Annotated in this window: 13 protein-coding genes; 7 read left to right on the top strand and 6 right to left on the bottom strand. The window is 73.5% G+C overall.

From position 1 onward, the window contains the following. Positions 1-61 precede the first annotated feature (61 nt). From A4E84_RS19580 to A4E84_RS19565, 4 genes are all read right to left on the bottom strand, one after another. Complete coding sequence (locus A4E84_RS19580) at positions 62-634, bottom strand: GNAT family N-acetyltransferase (RefSeq protein ID WP_062927822.1); 573 nt, start codon at positions 632-634, stop codon at positions 62-64. 366 nt (positions 635-1,000) lie between these two features. Then, positions 1,001-1,525, bottom strand: coding sequence for a DinB family protein (locus A4E84_RS19575; RefSeq protein WP_062927821.1), 525 nt, complete (start codon positions 1,523-1,525; stop codon positions 1,001-1,003). A gap of 9 nt (positions 1,526-1,534) precedes the next feature. Next, the gene (locus A4E84_RS19570) at positions 1,535-1,999 is read right to left on the bottom strand and encodes a hypothetical protein (RefSeq protein ID WP_062927820.1); all 465 of its coding nucleotides are present in this window, start codon (positions 1,997-1,999) and stop codon (positions 1,535-1,537) included. A 37-nt stretch (positions 2,000-2,036) separates the two neighbouring features. Then, positions 2,037-2,903: a bifunctional DNA primase/polymerase gene (locus A4E84_RS19565; RefSeq protein WP_062927819.1), complete on the bottom strand. Its 867-nt coding sequence runs from the start codon at positions 2,901-2,903 to the stop codon at positions 2,037-2,039. Between the two features lie 370 nt (positions 2,904-3,273). On the opposite strand from A4E84_RS19565, the gene A4E84_RS19560 reads away from it, so the two are divergent. From A4E84_RS19560 to A4E84_RS19535, 6 genes are all read left to right on the top strand, one after another. Further along, positions 3,274-3,600, top strand: coding sequence for a hypothetical protein (locus A4E84_RS19560; RefSeq protein ID WP_062931525.1), 327 nt, complete (start codon positions 3,274-3,276; stop codon positions 3,598-3,600). Between the two features lie 159 nt (positions 3,601-3,759). Further along, positions 3,760-4,674 (top strand): bifunctional MaoC family dehydratase N-terminal/OB-fold nucleic acid binding domain-containing protein, encoded by a 915-nt coding sequence (locus A4E84_RS19555; protein WP_062927818.1) that lies wholly within the window; start codon positions 3,760-3,762, stop codon positions 4,672-4,674. Beyond that, positions 4,671-5,054: a MaoC family dehydratase gene (locus A4E84_RS19550; RefSeq protein WP_062927817.1), complete on the top strand. Its 384-nt coding sequence runs from the start codon at positions 4,671-4,673 to the stop codon at positions 5,052-5,054. Before A4E84_RS19555 ends, A4E84_RS19550 begins: the two co-directional genes overlap by 4 nt. Then, positions 5,051-6,223: a lipid-transfer protein gene (locus tag A4E84_RS19545; protein WP_062927816.1), complete on the top strand. Its 1,173-nt coding sequence runs from the start codon at positions 5,051-5,053 to the stop codon at positions 6,221-6,223. Before A4E84_RS19550 ends, A4E84_RS19545 begins: the two co-directional genes overlap by 4 nt. A 133-nt stretch (positions 6,224-6,356) precedes the next feature. Continuing rightward, positions 6,357-6,917 carry a SigE family RNA polymerase sigma factor gene (locus A4E84_RS19540; RefSeq protein WP_062927815.1) on the top strand — a complete coding sequence of 187 codons (561 nt, stop codon included), beginning with the start codon at positions 6,357-6,359 and terminating at the stop codon, positions 6,915-6,917. Between the two features lie 160 nt (positions 6,918-7,077). After that, positions 7,078-8,721 carry a long-chain fatty acid--CoA ligase gene (locus A4E84_RS19535; RefSeq protein WP_062931524.1) on the top strand — a complete coding sequence of 548 codons (1,644 nt, stop codon included), beginning with the start codon at positions 7,078-7,080 and terminating at the stop codon, positions 8,719-8,721. Between the two features lie 30 nt (positions 8,722-8,751). Here A4E84_RS19535 and A4E84_RS19530 read toward each other — a convergent pair whose 3' ends face one another. Then, entirely contained in the window at positions 8,752-9,954 is a 1,203-nt protein-coding gene (locus A4E84_RS19530) for an MFS transporter (protein ID WP_062927814.1), read from the bottom strand. A gap of 128 nt (positions 9,955-10,082) precedes the next feature. Here A4E84_RS19530 and A4E84_RS19525 point away from each other — a divergent pair, with 128 nt between their 5' ends. Next, a complete protein-coding gene (locus A4E84_RS19525; RefSeq protein ID WP_062927813.1) occupies positions 10,083-10,661 on the top strand; it encodes a TetR/AcrR family transcriptional regulator in 579 nt (192 codons plus the stop codon). Between the two features lie 122 nt (positions 10,662-10,783). Here A4E84_RS19525 and A4E84_RS19520 read toward each other — a convergent pair whose 3' ends face one another. Continuing rightward, positions 10,784-15,478 carry a hybrid sensor histidine kinase/response regulator gene (locus A4E84_RS19520; RefSeq protein ID WP_079129022.1) on the bottom strand — a complete coding sequence of 1,565 codons (4,695 nt, stop codon included), beginning with the start codon at positions 15,476-15,478 and terminating at the stop codon, positions 10,784-10,786. Positions 15,479-15,850: the final 372 nt, after the last annotated feature.

Below are 15,850 nucleotides of genomic sequence, written 5' to 3'. Positions count from 1 at the left end.
TGTTACCCTTGGCCATGGCTCGACCGCTGGTGCATCCCCCGTCGCCAGCGGTCGAGCCTTTTCAGCGCAGGTCCAGGCGCATCAGAATGCGGGGATGACCGGCCAGGACCGAGGTCGTGTCCGCCGCGTGGGCGAAGCCGGCGCGCTCGAAGTTCTTCCGCAGACCCGCGTACGCCATCGTCAGATCGACCTTGGCGTCGCCGTTGTCCAAGGGGTACGCCTCGATCGCCGGTGCGCCCCGGCCGCGGGCGAACTCCACCGCGCCGGCGATGAGGGCGTGCGAGATTCCCTGCTTGCGGTGGCCGGGGCGGACCCGGACGCACCAGAGCGACCACACCGGCAGGTCGTCGAGGTGCGGGATCTTGCGGTTGCGGGCGAAGGAGGTGTCCGCGCGCGGGGCGACGGCGGCCCAGCCGACCGGTTGGTCACCGTCGTAGGCGAGGACGCCCGGGGGCGGCTCCGCGCGGCACAACTCGGCGACGTACGTGCCGCGGGCCGGGCCGCGCAGTTCGTTGTTGAGCCGGGAGGGGATCCGGTAGCTCAGGCACCAGCAGACGTTCGCCCCGGGCGACTTCGGCCCGAGCACAGCACGGACGTCATCGAAGTCCGTGGCCGGGCGAACGTCGATGCTCATGCCCCCACGATGTCACGCCCCCGGGTGGCCGCGCCCCGGGAGCCGGGGACACGGCCTGGCTGAACGCGTCGTAGAACGGGGAGGGCCGGGTGACCTGGGCCATCCCGGCGAGCACCGAGGCGCCCTGTGCGAACGGGGTGATCGGATCGATGCCCCGTCCGGCCGCCGCCTCCTCCGTCTCCTCCGCCACCGCCGCCATCAGCGGCCGGCGCGGACGATGCGCCCTGCGAAACGACGAGCGCGACGAGCGGAGCAGCGGCACGAGAGAGCCGACGGAATCGCGTGCATGCTTCAGCGAACCGCATCGCGGCAGGTCACAGGCCTGCCGTTGGTGATGTGGACGTACCGGTACGCCTCGGGCACGGTTCAGACGGACGCAGCCCGCAGCAGCCGCAGTTGGCCGATCTCACTCACGTTCTTCATCAGCTCCGCGTTGACCCAGGCCACCATGTGCTCGACGGTGTGCCCGGGATCGTTCGGCCAGGGGAACGGGGCCGTGGCGTCCAGGTCCTCGTCGGTGAGGTCGTCCAGGACCTTCAGCCACTGGGTGCGCAGGCCCCGCAGCCATTCGACGGTCGGGGCGCCCTCACCGGGCCAGACGACGTCCGCCCGGTCGCGGGGCGGGCGGCCCTGCGCGTGGTCGAGGGTGACGCTCCACCACCAACCGATGTGCCAGCTCACCCACCCCAGGGTCGGTACGGGGACCGGGTCGGGCTCGGTGTCCGCCCAGTCCGGGATCCAGGTGCCGTCGGGGCCCCGGCGCATCGTCCAGCAGTGCTCCGCGGGCTCCCAGAGGAAGTCGCCGGGCTCCAGCCGCTCCAGGTGGTACTCGAACAGTGACCAGGTGAACTCGAACTGCCAGCGGGGCAGTTCCGTACGGGAGGCGCTCATCGGGCGACCCTAGGGGGGCGCCGGGGCGTCCCGGGCGAGCACTGTCCAGTCGAGGTCCCGCAGCGCGGGATCGGCATCGCAGTCCGAGGGCAGGCGGGGCGTGGTCTGGAACCAGACGACCGTCAGGCGCGAGCGGTAGGCGACCGGATCGCGGGCCGGGTCCAGGGCCGCCGAGTGGAACGTGCCGAGGCAGGCCACGGCGGGCAGCACCTCGACCGGCCCGAGGCCGCCCGCGTACTGGTCGGGGTACTCGCGCCGGGGCGGGACGAGGTGCACCGGTGTGCCCGGACGGGACCGCTCGGCGGCGTGCAGGAGGCTGCGGATGCGCAGGTCGTTCAGCGGCTTGCAGGGGTAGCCGTCCTGCAGGTCGCCGTACGTCGACGAGAACCGCAGCTCGGCGAGGTCCACCGGGCGGCCGGAGGCCAGGACGAGGCGGGCGAGCGCCAGGGCCGGCCTTTTCGCGTGGAGTTGCATCGAGGTCTTTCGGTGGTGGTCATGGGCGGAACCGGGTTCACGGCCGGTGCCCGGTCATCCGTGCCGCCGAGGCGATCGTCGCCCGGGCCTCCCTTTCGGACAGGCCGGTGGCCCGGGCGGCGTCGGCCAGCGGATCCACGAGTGCCGGGCCGATGCCGTCCTCGTAGGCCCGGCAGGCCGCCCAGAACAGGCGGGTGTTGCGCTGGCCCTCGTGGGCGGCCAGGACGAACTGGACCAGGCCCTGGCCGTGCCCGCCGGCCGAGGCGGGCAGCGGATGGTGGGCGCGGGGTGGCGGGAGGAGCAGCCGCAGGAGGGAACGCGGGCAGGGGGCGGGGGCCAGGTGTGCGGTGCCCGGGGCGGCGGCGTACACACCCTGGGCCGTGCGGGAGCCGGGGCCGACCAGGTAGCCGCCCGCGCCCCGGATGTCGATGCCGGGGGCGAGCCGGCCCGCCGAGTTGGGGACGACCACCTCGGGCGGTCCGCTCAGCCACAGGTGCCGCCCGCCGGACGGCGTCACGACGACCACGGTCGGCGGGATCGTGAAGAGGTGCCGCAGCGCCAGCTCGCGCAGGGCGGCCGAGGAGTCCGTGCCGGTCTTCACGTCCAGGTCGAGGCCGATCAGATGGTGCGGGGGCAGCCCGCAGGCGATGCCGTAGCCGGTCGCCCGGGGAGCGGCGGCGAACAGCTCGCGGATGCGGTCCGGGTCGCTGGAGGCGTCGTAGACCCCGTGCCCGAGGCGGCCGCACGCGCCGTGGCAGGGGGAGGGCGCGGGGTCGTCGTGGTGCGGGGAGCGCAGTGCCGGGAGCTTGGAGCGGGACAGGGGGAGGACGGCCAGTCCGCGTTCGGCGGCTGACAGGGCGTGTGCGAGGGCCAGCGTCGTGGCCTGCCGGTCGGTGGTGGCCATGCCTCTAGTTTCGTACGTACGTTCGAAAAAGGAAAGAGGGGACGGGGGTGACGCGCCGGGGCCGGGTGCCGGCCGGGAAAGCTGCTGGAACGTTTCATCCCTTGCGGCACCCGGGTTCGAACGCCCCCTTTCGCTCCCATCCGGTACGGAAGTGACGCATAGGGGTTTATCGACTTGTCCTCACGCTTGCGTGCGAATAGCGGCTTCCGGTGTGGTTCGCCGGGGATTCGGTGGGCAACTCTGGATTCGCGACGTCGAGCACCGCACCGGGGCGGCCGGCCAACTTCCCCGGTGACAGCAGTGGTTCACGCACGAGACGGCCATGAGCCGGTGCGTCCTCGGTTCCGAAAAGTCCTGGAGGGACAAGAACATGGCAAGCATCCGTACCGCCCGCGTCATCGCAGCCGCCTCCGCCCTTCCGCTCGCCGCCGCCCTCTTCACCGGCGTCGCGACGGCGGACAACGGCGCCTTCGCGGACAACGGATCCATCGCGTCCGTCACGGAGGCCGAGCAGGGCATCCTCGGCAGCGGCGTCGGCGGCGACAACTTCGGCAACGCGGCCACCACCCAGCAGCAGGCCGTCGGTGACGGCGCCTCGAATCAGAGCAATACCGCGCAGGTCAACGGCTCGGAGTTCACGGCCGTCAACCAGGGCAACGCCAACACCGCCATCAGCTTCGCCCCGCTGTGGTGGTGAACTGAGCGGGCCGGTGCGGCGGCACCGGCCCGGGTGCCGTGGGGGTGTGCTTCATGGGGTCACAACGTCTGAGCGGCGGTACTCCGGTACCGCCGCGCAGGCGTTCTCGCGTCTGCGAGGCCTTGACGGCGTATCGAATCTGACGGACAGTCAGAAACCGTGAGTGGTGAGCCGGAGGTCCACGTGGAGTTCGAGGCGCGCCTGAAGGCCTACGAGGGCCTCCCGGCCGCCGCCACCGGGGTCGGCCGCGACCTCGTCAACGAGCCGATGATCAGGCACTGGTGCGAGGCCATGGGCGACACCAGCCCCGCGTACACGGGACCGGACGCCATCGCCCCGCCCACCATGCTCCAGGCATGGACCATGGCCGGGCTGACCCGCCGCCCGGAGCGCACGGCCGCCTACGACGAACTCCTCACGCTGCTCGACGCCTCGGGCCACGACGCGGTCGTCGCCACCGACTGCGAACAGGAGTACCTGCGCCCGCTGCGCCCGGGCGACCGGGTCACCTTCGACTCCGTGATCGAGTCGGTGTCCGGCCGAAAGACCACGAAACTCGGCACCGGCTACTTCGTCACCACCCGCACGGACGTCCGGGCCGGGGGCGAACTCGCCGGCACCCACCGCTTCCGCATCCTCAAGTACGCCCCCGCACACCGGCCTTCGAAACCGGTGGAACGCCGCCCCCGCCCGGTCGTCAACCGCGACAACGCCGGCTTCTGGGAGGGCGTCGCCCGCCACGAACTGCTCATCCAGCGCTGCGCCGCCTGCCGCATCCTGCGCTTCCCCTGGCTGCCGGGGTGCAACGCGTGCGGCTCCCCGGACTGGGACACCGTGGCGGCGACCGGCGAGGGCACGGTCTACTCGTACGTCGTCATGCACCACCCGCCCTTCCCGGCCTTCGAACCGCCCTACGCGGTCGGCCTCATCGAACTCGCGGAGGGCGTGCGGATCGTCAGCAACGTGGTCGGAGTGCCGTACGACGAGGTGCGGATCGGCATGCCGGTGCGGCTGGAGTTCCGGCGGTACGACGAGGAGCTGGAACTGCCGGTGTTCCAGGGGGTGGGCCCGTGAAGGCCGGAGACCGCCTCCCGCCCCTGGAGATCCCCGTGACCCGGACCCTGATCGTCGCCGGGGCGATCGCCTCCCGGGACTACCAGGACGTCCACCACGACCCGGAGCTCGCCCGGCGCAAGGGCTCCCCGGACATCTTCATGAACATCCTGACGACCAACGGCCTGGTCGGCCGCTACATCACCGACCACTTCGGCCCGCGTGCGGAGCTGCGCCGGGTCGCCATCCGGCTGGGCGCGCCCAACCACCCCGGCGACACGATGGTGCTCACGGGCACGGTCGAGGAGGTCGACGGCGACACGGTGACCGTCCGGGTCGTCGGCGCGAACGGCATCGGCAAGCACGTCACGGGCACGGTGACGGTGAGGATCCCGGCATGAGTCCGCGAGGGCGGGACGGTCTCGGCGGGCGCGCGGCCGTCGTCGGTGTGGGGGCCACCGCCTTCACCAAGGACTCGGGCCGCAGCGAACTGCGCCTCGCCGTGGAGGCGGTGCGGGCGGCCCTGGCGGACGCCGGGCTGACCCCGGCCGACGTCGACGGGATGGTCACCTTCACGATGGACACCAGCCCCGAGATCACCGTCGCCCAGGCGGCGGGCGTCGGGGAGCTGTCCTTCTTCTCCCGCGTCCACTACGGCGGCGGCGCGGCCTGCGCCACCGTCCAGCAGGCCGCCCTGGCGATCGCCGCGGGTGTGGCGGACGTGGTCGTCTGCTACCGCGCCTTCAACGAGCGCTCGGGCCGCCGCTTCGGCTCCGGGGTGCGGCACCGGGAGCCGACGGCGGAGGGCGCGGCCCTCGGCTGGTCCCTGCCGTTCGGCCTGCTCACCCCGGCCTCGTGGGTGGCGATGGCGGCCCGGCGCTATCTCCACACCTACGGGCTGACCCCGGAGGCGTTCGGGCACGTGGCGGTCGTCGGGCGGAAGTACGCGGCGACCAACCCGGCGGCCCACTTCCACGGCCGGCCCATCACCCTGGCCGATCACGCCGCCTCGCGCTGGATCGTCGAACCGCTGCGGCTGCTCGACTGCTGCCAGGAGACGGACGGCGGCCAGGCCCTGGTCATCACGTCCGTCGAACGGGCCCGCGACCTGCCCCACCCGCCCGCCGTGATCGCCGCCGCAGCCCAGGGCGCCGGACGCGCCCAGGAGCAGATGACCGGCTTCTACCGCGGCGACCTGACCGGTCTGCCCGAGGCCGCGGTGGTCGCCCGGCAGCTGTGGCGCGCCTCGGGGCTCGCGCCCGCCGACATCGACGTGGGGATCCTCTACGACCACTTCACGCCGTTCGTGCTGACACAGCTGGAGGAGTTCGGCTTCTGCGGCCCCGGAGAGGCGGCGGACTTCGTGGCCGGGGAGCACCTGCCGCTCAACACGCACGGCGGGCAGCTGGGGGAGGCGTACCTGCACGGCATGAACGGCATCGCGGAGGCCGTCCGGCAGATCAGGGGCACGGCGGTGAACCAGGTGCCCGGGGCACAGCGGGTCCTGGTGACGGCGGGGACGGGCGTGCCCACGTCGGGACTCGTACTGACCGCCGCCCCCCAGGGGTGAACCCGCAGTACCCCGGGCCCGCCGCTCCACCTACAGGAGGTGCAGCGGGCCCTGCCCCTACAACCTGAGGGGGACCCCGCTTCGGGACCTGCGGCCGATCCGCTCGACGGGCCCTCGCTCATAGCGTTGAGCCATGACCACACTCGTCTGCACGAGCGCTTCGAAGGCGGCCGGACCAGCGGCGCAGACCCTTCCGTACCCGTCGTTCTCGTCGTACGTCAGGGCCCGCCAGCCGGTGCTGCTGCGTACCGCCCGCTCGCTCACCGGCAACCCGAGTGACGCGGAGGACCTGCTGCAGACCGCCCTCGCCAAGACGTACGTCGCCTGGGAGCGCATCGAGGACCACCGCGCCCTCGACGGCTATGTGCGCCGGGCGCTGCTGAACACCCGCACCTCGCAGTGGCGCAAGCGCAAGGTCGACGAGTTCGCCTGCGACGAGCTGCCCGAGCCGGACCCGGTGCCCGGCGGTGACGACCCGGCCGAGCAGCAGGCGCTGCGCGACGCGATGTGGCGGGCGATCATGCGGCTGCCCTCCCGGCAGCGGGCGATGCTGGTCCTCAGGTACTACGAGGACCTCAGTGAGGTCCAGACGGCCGAGGTGCTCGGTGTTTCGGTGGGCACGGTGAAGTCGGCCGTCTCCCGGGCGCTCGGCAAGCTCCGCGAGGACGCTGAGCTGGGACTTGTCCGCCAGTGAGGCGGTGCCCCGCCCGCTTGTGAGCTGCCCCTCCGGCATGGCGTGATCTGATCGATCACCCGGCTCTAGTGACATACCACGCGGTATGTGCGCAGAATCAGCGCAACCTTTACCACCGCGTAGGCAAAGTCGCCCCCGGGAGGACGCCGTGCTGAGCACCATGCAGGACGTACCGCTGCTGATCTCAAGGATCCTGACCCACGGGTCGACGATCCACGGGACATCACAGGTGATCACCTGGACCGGAGAGGACGAGCCGCACCGCCGCTCCTTCGCGGAGATCGGCGCCCGCGCGGCCCAGCTGGCGCACGCCCTGAAGGACGACCTCGGCGTCACCGGCGACGAGCGCGTCGCGACCCTCGCCTGGAACAACGCGGAACACGTCGAGGCCTACTTCGCGATCCCGTCCATGGGCGCGGTCCTCCACACGCTGAACCTCCGCCTCCCGCCCGAGCAGCTGGCCTGGATCGTCAACCACGCCGCCGACCGCGTGATCATCGCCAACGGTTCGCTGCTCCCCCTGCTCGCCCCGCTGCTGCCGCACCTGAAGCCGGTCGAGCACGTGGTCGTCACGGGCCCCGGAGACCGCTCCCTCCTCGACGGCGCGTCCGTCCGCGTCCACGAGTACGAGGACCTGATCGCCGGCAAGCCGACCTCGTACGACTGGCCCGAGCTGGACGAACGCCAGGCCGCCGCCATGTGCTACACCTCCGGCACCACCGGCGACCCCAAGGGCGTGGTCTACAGCCACCGCTCCGTCTACCTGCACTCCATGCAGGTCAACATGGCCCAGTCGATGGGCCTGACCGACGAGGACACCTCCCTGGTCGTGGTGCCCCAGTTCCACGTGAACGCCTGGGGCCTGCCGCACGCGACCTTCATGACCGGCGTGAACATGCTGATGCCGGACCGTTTCCTCCAGCCGGCTCCGCTCGCCGCGATGATCGAGAGCGAGAAGCCGACCCACGCCGCCGCCGTCCCCACCATCTGGCAGGGCCTGCTCGCCGAGCTGACCGCGAACCCCCGGGACGTCTCCTCGCTCGGCCAGGTCACCATCGGCGGCTCCGCCTGTCCGCCCTCGCTGATGGAGGCCTTCGACAAGCTGGGCATGCGGGTCTGCCACGCCTGGGGCATGACGGAGACATCCCCGCTGGGCACGATCGCCCGTCCGCCGGCCGGAGTGGTCGGCACGGAGGAGGAGTTCGCCTACCGCCTCACCCAGGGCCGCTTCCCGGCCGGCGTCGAGGGCCGCCTGACCGGCCCCGGGGGCGAACGTCTCCCCTGGGACGGGGAGTCGGCCGGTGAGCTGGAGGTACGCGGCCCCTGGATCGCCGGTGCCTACTACAACGGGCCCGACGGCGAACCCCTGCGCCCCGCCGACAAGTTCAGCGAGGACGGCTGGCTCAAGACCGGCGACGTCGGCACGATCTCCGCCGACGGCTACCTCACCCTCACCGACCGGGCCAAGGACGTCATCAAGTCCGGCGGCGAGTGGATCTCCTCGGTGGAGCTGGAGAACGCGCTGATGTCCCACCCGGACGTCGCCGAGGCGGCCGTCGTGGCCGTCCCCGACGACAAGTGGGGCGAGCGCCCCCTGGCCACGGTCGTCCTCAAGGAGGGCTCCACCGCCACCTTCGAGACCCTGCGCGCCTTCCTCGCCGACGAGGGCAAGATCGCCAAGTGGCAGCTCCCCGAGCGCTGGACGGTCATCGAGGCGGTCCCGAAGACGAGCGTGGGCAAGTTCGACAAGAAGGTGCTCCGCAGGCAGTACGCGGAGGGGGAGCTGGACGTCACCAGCCTCTGACCCGCCCCCGGACCGCCGTACGGCAGCACCTCACCGTCGTACGGCGGTCACGCCCCACCCGAGCACCAGCCACACCCCCGCGACGACGCACACCCCGCCCCACCCGAAGTGGCTGAAGGCAACCGCCGCGAGAGCCGATGCGGTGGCGCCGCCCGCGAAACCGGCGACCACATAGGCGGTGTTGGCCGTGGCGGGGGCGGAGGTCGCGGTCAGGGCCAGGGTCTGGTTGGCGACGTGGGAGGCGACCAGCGCCGCGTGCACGGCGACCGCGGCGGCGAACAGTGCCCACAGCACCTGCCCGCCCAGCCAGAACAGCGGCACCGCAATGGCGGCGATGAGATACGCGGAGCGCACGACCCGCGCCGCCCCGAACCGGTCCACCAGCCCGCCCGCCAGGGGCGCCACGGCACTCGCGGTCAGCCCGAAGAGCCCGAACAGCCCGGCGGTCGCGGTGGACAGCCCGTATTCCGGCCCGGTCAGCAGCAGGGCCAGTGAGGTCCACAGCGCGCTCCACGCTCCGAACATCCCGGCCTGCCGCACGCACGCCCGCCACAGCTCCGGCGAGCTCCGCAGCACCGACGGCAGCGCGACGAGCCCCGCGAACAGCGGGCCCTCCCGGCGCCGCCCCGACGGCAGGACCACCGCGGTCGCAAGCCCCAGGGCGAGCGTGAGAACGGCCGCACCCGCGAACACCCACCGCCAGCCGAACGCCTGCCCGGCCAGCCCGCCCAGGACCCGGGCCGCGACGATGCCGGTGAACAGGCCCGCGATGACCGCCGCGACATGCCTGGCCCGCCGCTCGGCCGGGGCCCGCTCGGCGACCAGCGGGACGAGCAGTTGGGGGATCACGGTCGCCGCCGAGGCGACGAACATCGCGACCGCGAGCGCGGCGGCACCCGGGGCGGCCGCACTGGCACCCAGCGCGAGCGCGGTGACGAGCGTGAGCCCGGCGACCAGCCGGCGCCGGTTCGCACGGTCGCCGAGCGGGGCGAAGAACAGCAGCCCGACCGCGTAGCCGAGCTGGGCGACCGAGGCGATCCAGGCGATGGCCGAGGGCGCCGAGCCGAAGTCGCGGGCCATGAGCGGGAGCAGCGGCGCGGCGAGGTAGATGTTGGCGGCGGTGACCGCACTGCACACGGCGAGCAGCGTGAGGAAGAGGCCGGGGGCGGGGGTGCGGGCCTGCCGCGCGGGGGCGGCGGTGCCACGGGCTGTGGTGGTGGTCGCAGACGGCATGGGAGGGGACTCCTTGGAGTCGGCTCTAACAACTAACTGGTTGGTTGGCTGAGGGGAGAACAGTCTGAGCCGCCCCGCCCTGCCCTGTCAACCAAACAGTTGGTTACCCGGCGCGCTACCCTCTCCCCATGGCAGCAAGGGACCCCGAGGCCACCAAGGCCCGCATCTTCGAAGCGGCGGTCGCCGAGTTCGCCCGGCACGGCATCGCGGGCGCCCGCATCGACCGCATCGCCGGCGCGGCGAAGGCCAACAAGCAGCTCATCTACGCCTACTTCGGCAACAAGGCCGAGCTGTTCGCGATCGTCCTCGAGAAGAAGATGCTCCATCTCGCCGAGGCCGTCCCCGTCGACCCGGACGACATCGAGAGCTGGGTCGACCGCCTGATGGACTACCACGCCGCCCACCCGGAGCTGCTGCGCCTGCTCTTCTGGGAGGGCCTGGAGTACGGCAGCACCGAGCTGCCTCACGAGTCCGACCGCCAGGAGCACTACGCCCGCAAGGTCGCAGCCCTCCGGGAGGGCCAGGCCCGGGGAGCCGTCACCGACGCGATCCCGGCGGCCGACCTGCTGTTCCTGTTGACCGCCCTGGCCAACTGGACCGCCGTCGTCCCCCAGATGCGGCGCATCCTGGTCGGCGACGGCGAGTCCGAACGGGACCGCCTGCGGGCCTCGGTGAAGGAGGCCGCACGCCGGCTGACGGCCCGGTAGGACTACGGCTCGGTGCTCAGCTGACGGCCCCGGTTGGACTACGGCTCGGTGCTCAGCTGACGGCCCGGTAGGGCTACGGCTCGGTGCTCAGCTGACGGCCCGGTTGGACTACGGCCCGAGGCTCAGTTGTTCCCGATCCGGCTGAGCAGCTCGACGATCCTGGACTGCACCTCGGAGCTGGTGGACCGCTCCGCGAGGAACAGCACCGTTTCTCCCGAGGCCAGCCGCGGCAGGTCCGCCTGGTCGACGGCGGCGGTGTACACCACGAGCGGGGTGCGGTTGAGCTGCCCGTTCGCCCGCAGCCAGTCGATGATCCCGGCGTATCCCTCCTGCCGCCGGTGCACCTGCAGCAGGTCCATCACGACCAGATTCGGCCGGAACTGCCCCGCCAGCGTCACCGCGTCCGCGTCACTCGCGGCCCGCGCGACCTGCATGCCGCGCCGCTCCAGCGTCGCCGTCAGCGCCAGCGCGATCTCCGCGTGCTCCTCGATCAGCAGGACCCGCGGCGGGTGCTGCTCACTGTCGCGCGGCGCCAGCGCCTTCAGCAGCACGGCCGGATCGGCGCCGTACGCCGCGTCCCGCGAAGCCTGCCCGAGCCCGGCCGTGACGAGCACGGGCACCTCCGCGGCCACGGCGGCCTGCCGCAGCGACTGCAGTGCCGTCCGCGTGATCGGCCCGGTCAGCGGGTCGACGAACAGCGCCGCGGGGAAGGCCGCGATCTGCGCGTCGACCTCCTCGCGCGAGTTCACGATCACCGGCCGGTAGCCGCGGTCGCTCAGCGCCTGCTGGGTGCTGATGTCGGGCGCCGGCCACACCAGCAGCCGCCGCGGGTTGTCCAGCGGCTCGGGCGGCAGTTCGTCGTCCATCGGCTGCGGCCGCGGCGGATCGGCCACCTCGACGGCCCCGCCGGGTCCGTCCAGCGGCTCCGGTCCTTCGGCGGCGTTCTCGTCAGGTGCGCCTATGGCGTACGACCGTCCGCCGCCCTCGGTCATCTGCGCCAGGCGCGACTGACCGGCGAGGGACGGCTGCGCCGGCACGGGGGCGGCGGCCGGGGCGGGGACCTGCGCGGCGACCGGCGGCGGCGTGTGCTCGGCCGTCGGATGCGGCCGCGCGGCCTGCTCCGGACGGGGTGCCTGCTGCTCCGGACGCGGCTGCCCCTGCTCCGGGCGTGCCGCCTGGTCCGTACGCGTCGCCGGGTCGGGCGGCGTGCCGAGCTTGCGGCGCCGTCCCGATCCGCCCGGCTGGTGCGGGGGAGGCGTCGCCGTCTGCTGCGGGTGCGGGGCGGACTGCGGGGCGGTTACGGCCGAAGGCTGCTGGACCTGGACCGCCTGCCGGTTGAACGGCACGCCCTGGCCCAGCGTCCGCACGCTGATCGCCCGCCCTTGCGTCGAGTTCGGGTCGACCGGCGCGGCGGTCTCGGCGGGCAACGGCTGAGCCGCCCGCGGCGAACCCTCCGGCGGCAGCGGGGTGCCCGGGGCGGGCGTGTGCTGCTGCGCGGCCCGGGGCGGCGTGCCGTTCGGGGGCAGGGGCGCGGAGTGTGCGGCACCGGCCCCCGACGTGTGGTCGGCGGGCCAGGACTGGGCACCGGGCTGCTGGGCACCGGGCTGCCGGGCCGCCGTTGCCTGGGCGGGCATGCCCTCGGGCGGGGTGCCCTGCCCGGGAGCGGCCTCTGCGGGGAGCGGCCCGGCGGACGGCTGCTGACCCGGTGCGGCGGCGACTCCCTGCTGCGACAACGGCTGGGCCGGTGCGGGGAGCTGCACGGCCTGCCCCGGCAGGGCCGCCTGCACGCTCTGCCCGAGTCCGCCCTGGGCGGGGACGGACACGCCCTGCGGCTGGGTGCCGTGCGGGGCGTTCACGTGGGGGACATCCCCCTGCGCGGGAACCGGCACGCCCTGCGGCGGCACGGCCGTACCCGGCGCGACGGGGGAAGCGGTGACGCCGGCCTGGACGGGAGCGCCCTGGCCAGGCCCGGCGGGTACGGATGCGGCAGGTACGGGACCTGTAGGCACGGGGCCTGTGGCTGTGGAACCGGCAGGTACGGGACCTGTAGGCACGGGGCTTGTAGCTGTGGAACCCGCAGGCACCGGTCCCGCAGGCACCGGACCCGCCTGGCCGGCACTCACCGGCGCCTGTGCTCCGGCCCCCTCGGCCGACTGCGGCGCGGCGACGGCCCGTCGCCGGCGGCCGGTCGGAGCGCTGGTGGGATGCGGCTGCGGCGGAGTGTGATCGGCGGACTGGTCGTGCGGGACGGCGTCGTGCCGACCCTCCTCAACCGCCCCGTCACCGGCGGCGGCCACACCGGGGGCCGCCCCGGCACCCTGCTCCGGAACCGGCACCTGGCCCTGAGCGGGCACGACACCCGGAGCTCCCGTGGACCCGTCGGCGGCCGGCTGCCCCGCTTCGGCCGGAACCTCCAGCTGGGCGGGCGCGGGGGCCGGGGCCGGGGCCTGATCGGCCTCGGCCGGCGGCAGCGCGAACACCGGACGCGGCCCGGCCGCCTCCTGAGCTGCCGCCGCCCGCTCGTTGGCGGCGGCCAGCGCGCGCCGCCGACGCCCGGTCGGCTGCTGGGCCTGCCCCTGAGCCGCGTCGGACGGACCGGCGGCCTCGCCACCGGACGGCGGCGCGGGCAGCGCCGGCGGCAGCGCGGCCTGCTCACCGGGTTCATGCCGACCCCGCCGCCCGGACGGCCCGGGCACACCCTGCGGCGGCACGGTCCCGCCCAGCCCCGTGTTCGAGGCGGCGGCGCCCGCCGCATGCTCGGCGGCCGTCATCACGGCCCCCTCGGCGACACCCTGGACGGCACTGCCGACGGCACCCGCACCGGCGTCCTCCGCCGCGCGCCGCCGTCGCCCGGTGCCGCCCGACGCGCCGCCCTCACCGGACGCCTGCGCCGGAAGGGCCGCCTGCTCCCCGGCGGCCCGGCGCCTGCGCCGCCCGGTGGGCGCGGCCCCGTCGGCTCCGGGACCACCGGCCGCCTCGCCCTCGCCACCCGGCACGTCTCCGTCCAGGAACGCGTCGGTGGTGGCCCGCCGCGCCCGGCGCCGCCCCCCACCGGACGTCTGCCCGGCCGGGTCGACGGCAGCGGGGTCGACGGCAGCGGGATCGACCAGAGCGAGCGCTGCGGACTCGTCCACCGGCTGGACGGCAACCGCCCCGGCCCCGCCCCCGATCGGCACCTCCAGGACGTACGCGCTCCCGCTCATCCCCGGCACGTCGTGCGTCTGCAGCACACCGCCGTGGGCCCGGACGATCCCGCGCACGATCGGCTCGTGCACGGTGTCGCCACCGGCGTACGGCCCGCGCACCTCGATGCGGACGACCTCGCCGCGCTGCGCCGCCGCCACCACGACGGTGTTGTCCAGGTAACCGCCCGCCGACACGGGCGTGTTGCCGGTCGCGTCGACCCCCGCCACGTCCGCGACGAGATGCGCGAGGGCGGTCGCGAGCAACCGGGGATCGACCTCGGCCTCGATGGGCGGCGCGTGAACGGCGAACTGCACCCGCCCGGGCCCGATGAGCTCGACGGCTCCGTCGACCCCCGCGGCGACGACGGCGTCCAGCATCACCTTCGTACGGGCGACGTCCTCGCTACCGGCGTCGAGCCGCTGGTACCCGAGGACGTTGTCGATCAGTGTCGTGATGCGCGCGTAGCCGGCCGAGAGGTGATGCAGCACCTGGTTGGCCTCGGGCCACAGCTGCCCCGCGTCGTCGGCGGCCAGCGCGGCCAGCTCGCGGCGCAGCTCGTCCAGCGGGCCGCGCAGCGACCGGCCGAGCAGGGTCAGCAACTGCTCGTGCCGGGCGGCGAGCGCCTCGAACCGGTCCTTCTCCCGCTCCCCGAGGGCGGCGTACCGCTCCTCGTTCGCGGCGAGCTCCTCGGCGTGCCGCTCGGTGAGCTCCTCCACTTCGGTGACGTGCTGCTGGCGCAGGGCGGTGAGCTCGGAGGCGTGCTCCTCGGCGACCCGCTCCAGTTCCTCGGCGTGCCGCTTCTCCGCCGCCTCCTTCTCCTCGACCACGGCGTCGTAGGGCCGCCGGTCGGTGAAGGTCATCACGGCGCCGACGAGCTGGTCGCCGTCGCGCACGGGCGCGGTCGTCAGGTCGACCGGCACCTTGCCACCGTCCTTGGCATACAGCACCTGGCTGCGTACCCGGTGTTTGCGCCCGGAGCGCAGGGTGTCGGCGAGCGGCGAGTCCTCGTACGGGAAGGGCGAGCCGTCGGCGCGCGAGTGCAGCACGAGGTCGTGCAGTTCGCGCCCGCCGAGATCGCTGGCGCGGAATCCCAGTATCTGGGCGGCGGCCGGATTGACGAGCACGATCCGCCCGTCGGTGTCGGTCCCGACGACCCCCTCGGCCGCGGCCCGCAGGATCATCTCGGTCTGCCGCTGCGACCGCGCGAGTTCGGCCTCGGTGTCCACGGTCCCGGTCAGGTCCCTCACGACGAGCATGAGCAGCTCGTCACCGCTGTACCCGTAACCGTCGTAGGCCTGCTGCCCGTTCTCCAGATTCGCACTGGTGACCTCGACGGGGAACTCGGTCCCGTCGGTCCGGCGCGCGATCATCCGGGTCGGCTTGGTCCGGGCGTGCGGATCGAGGTGCTCCGGCCGCCGCATGGAGCCGGGGATGAGCTTGGAGTCGAACTGCGGCAGCAGATCGAGCAGCCCGCGCCCCACCAGAGCGGTCCCCGGAGTCTCGAAGGCCTCCAAGGCGATGGTGTTGGCGTTGACGACCGTCCCATTGGCGTTGACCAGCACCAACGCGTCGGGAAGCGCGTCCAGTATGGCTGCGAGGCGAGCAGCGCCTCGGGATGGCCTGCTGCTCACGAGACGCTTCCTCCCTGTTACCGCACCTTGCCGACCGCTCGGGCCATCTTGCCAACCGTCCCGCGGCGTGTCACGCGAGGGAGTCTAAGGGCTGCGGTTGCGCTCGCGACGCCGGATGAGAGCGAGGTCGCACGAGGAAGTGACCCCGAACTGACGACCGAGTAACCGTCAAACCCCCGCCCTCCTGCGACGACGTCGCGGGACCTTCGCGGGACCTTTACGACGACGGTGCTTCTGTACCTTTTGGCCAGAGTGGCGTGATGAGGGCGGAGAGTGGCGCAGAAGGAGGCGCCGGGACGCCCCGCCCTCTCTGCCGCACGGGAGCCGGCGGGGCCTGCCGCACCGGCACCGGCGGAGTCTGCCGCACCGGCA

Origin of the sequence: Streptomyces qaidamensis, from assembly GCF_001611795.1 — a bacterium.
Lineage (GTDB): Bacteria > Actinomycetota > Actinomycetes > Streptomycetales > Streptomycetaceae > Streptomyces > Streptomyces qaidamensis.
Note: the sequence above shows the minus strand (reverse complement) of the source record. Positions and strands in the feature narration are given on the sequence as shown.

Excerpts from the sequence above, each read along its gene's own strand:
- A4E84_RS19540 (WP_062927815.1), top strand. The coding sequence starts at position 6,357 with ATGACCACACTCGTCTGCACGAGCGCTTCGAAGGCGGCCGGACCAGCG.
- A4E84_RS19575 (WP_062927821.1), bottom strand. The coding sequence starts at position 1,525 with ATGAGCGCCTCCCGTACGGAACTGCCCCGCTGGCAGTTCGAGTTCACC.
- A4E84_RS19565 (WP_062927819.1), bottom strand. The coding sequence starts at position 2,903 with ATGGCCACCACCGACCGGCAGGCCACGACGCTGGCCCTCGCACACGCC.
- A4E84_RS19560 (WP_062931525.1), top strand. The coding sequence starts at position 3,274 with ATGGCAAGCATCCGTACCGCCCGCGTCATCGCAGCCGCCTCCGCCCTT.
- A4E84_RS19570 (WP_062927820.1), bottom strand. The coding sequence starts at position 1,999 with ATGCAACTCCACGCGAAAAGGCCGGCCCTGGCGCTCGCCCGCCTCGTC.
- A4E84_RS19535 (WP_062931524.1), top strand. The coding sequence starts at position 7,078 with ATGCAGGACGTACCGCTGCTGATCTCAAGGATCCTGACCCACGGGTCG.
- A4E84_RS19530 (WP_062927814.1), bottom strand. The coding sequence starts at position 9,954 with ATGCCGTCTGCGACCACCACCACAGCCCGTGGCACCGCCGCCCCCGCG.
- A4E84_RS19525 (WP_062927813.1), top strand. The coding sequence starts at position 10,083 with ATGGCAGCAAGGGACCCCGAGGCCACCAAGGCCCGCATCTTCGAAGCG.
- A4E84_RS19580 (WP_062927822.1), bottom strand. The coding sequence starts at position 634 with ATGAGCATCGACGTTCGCCCGGCCACGGACTTCGATGACGTCCGTGCT.
- A4E84_RS19545 (WP_062927816.1), top strand. The coding sequence starts at position 5,051 with ATGAGTCCGCGAGGGCGGGACGGTCTCGGCGGGCGCGCGGCCGTCGTC.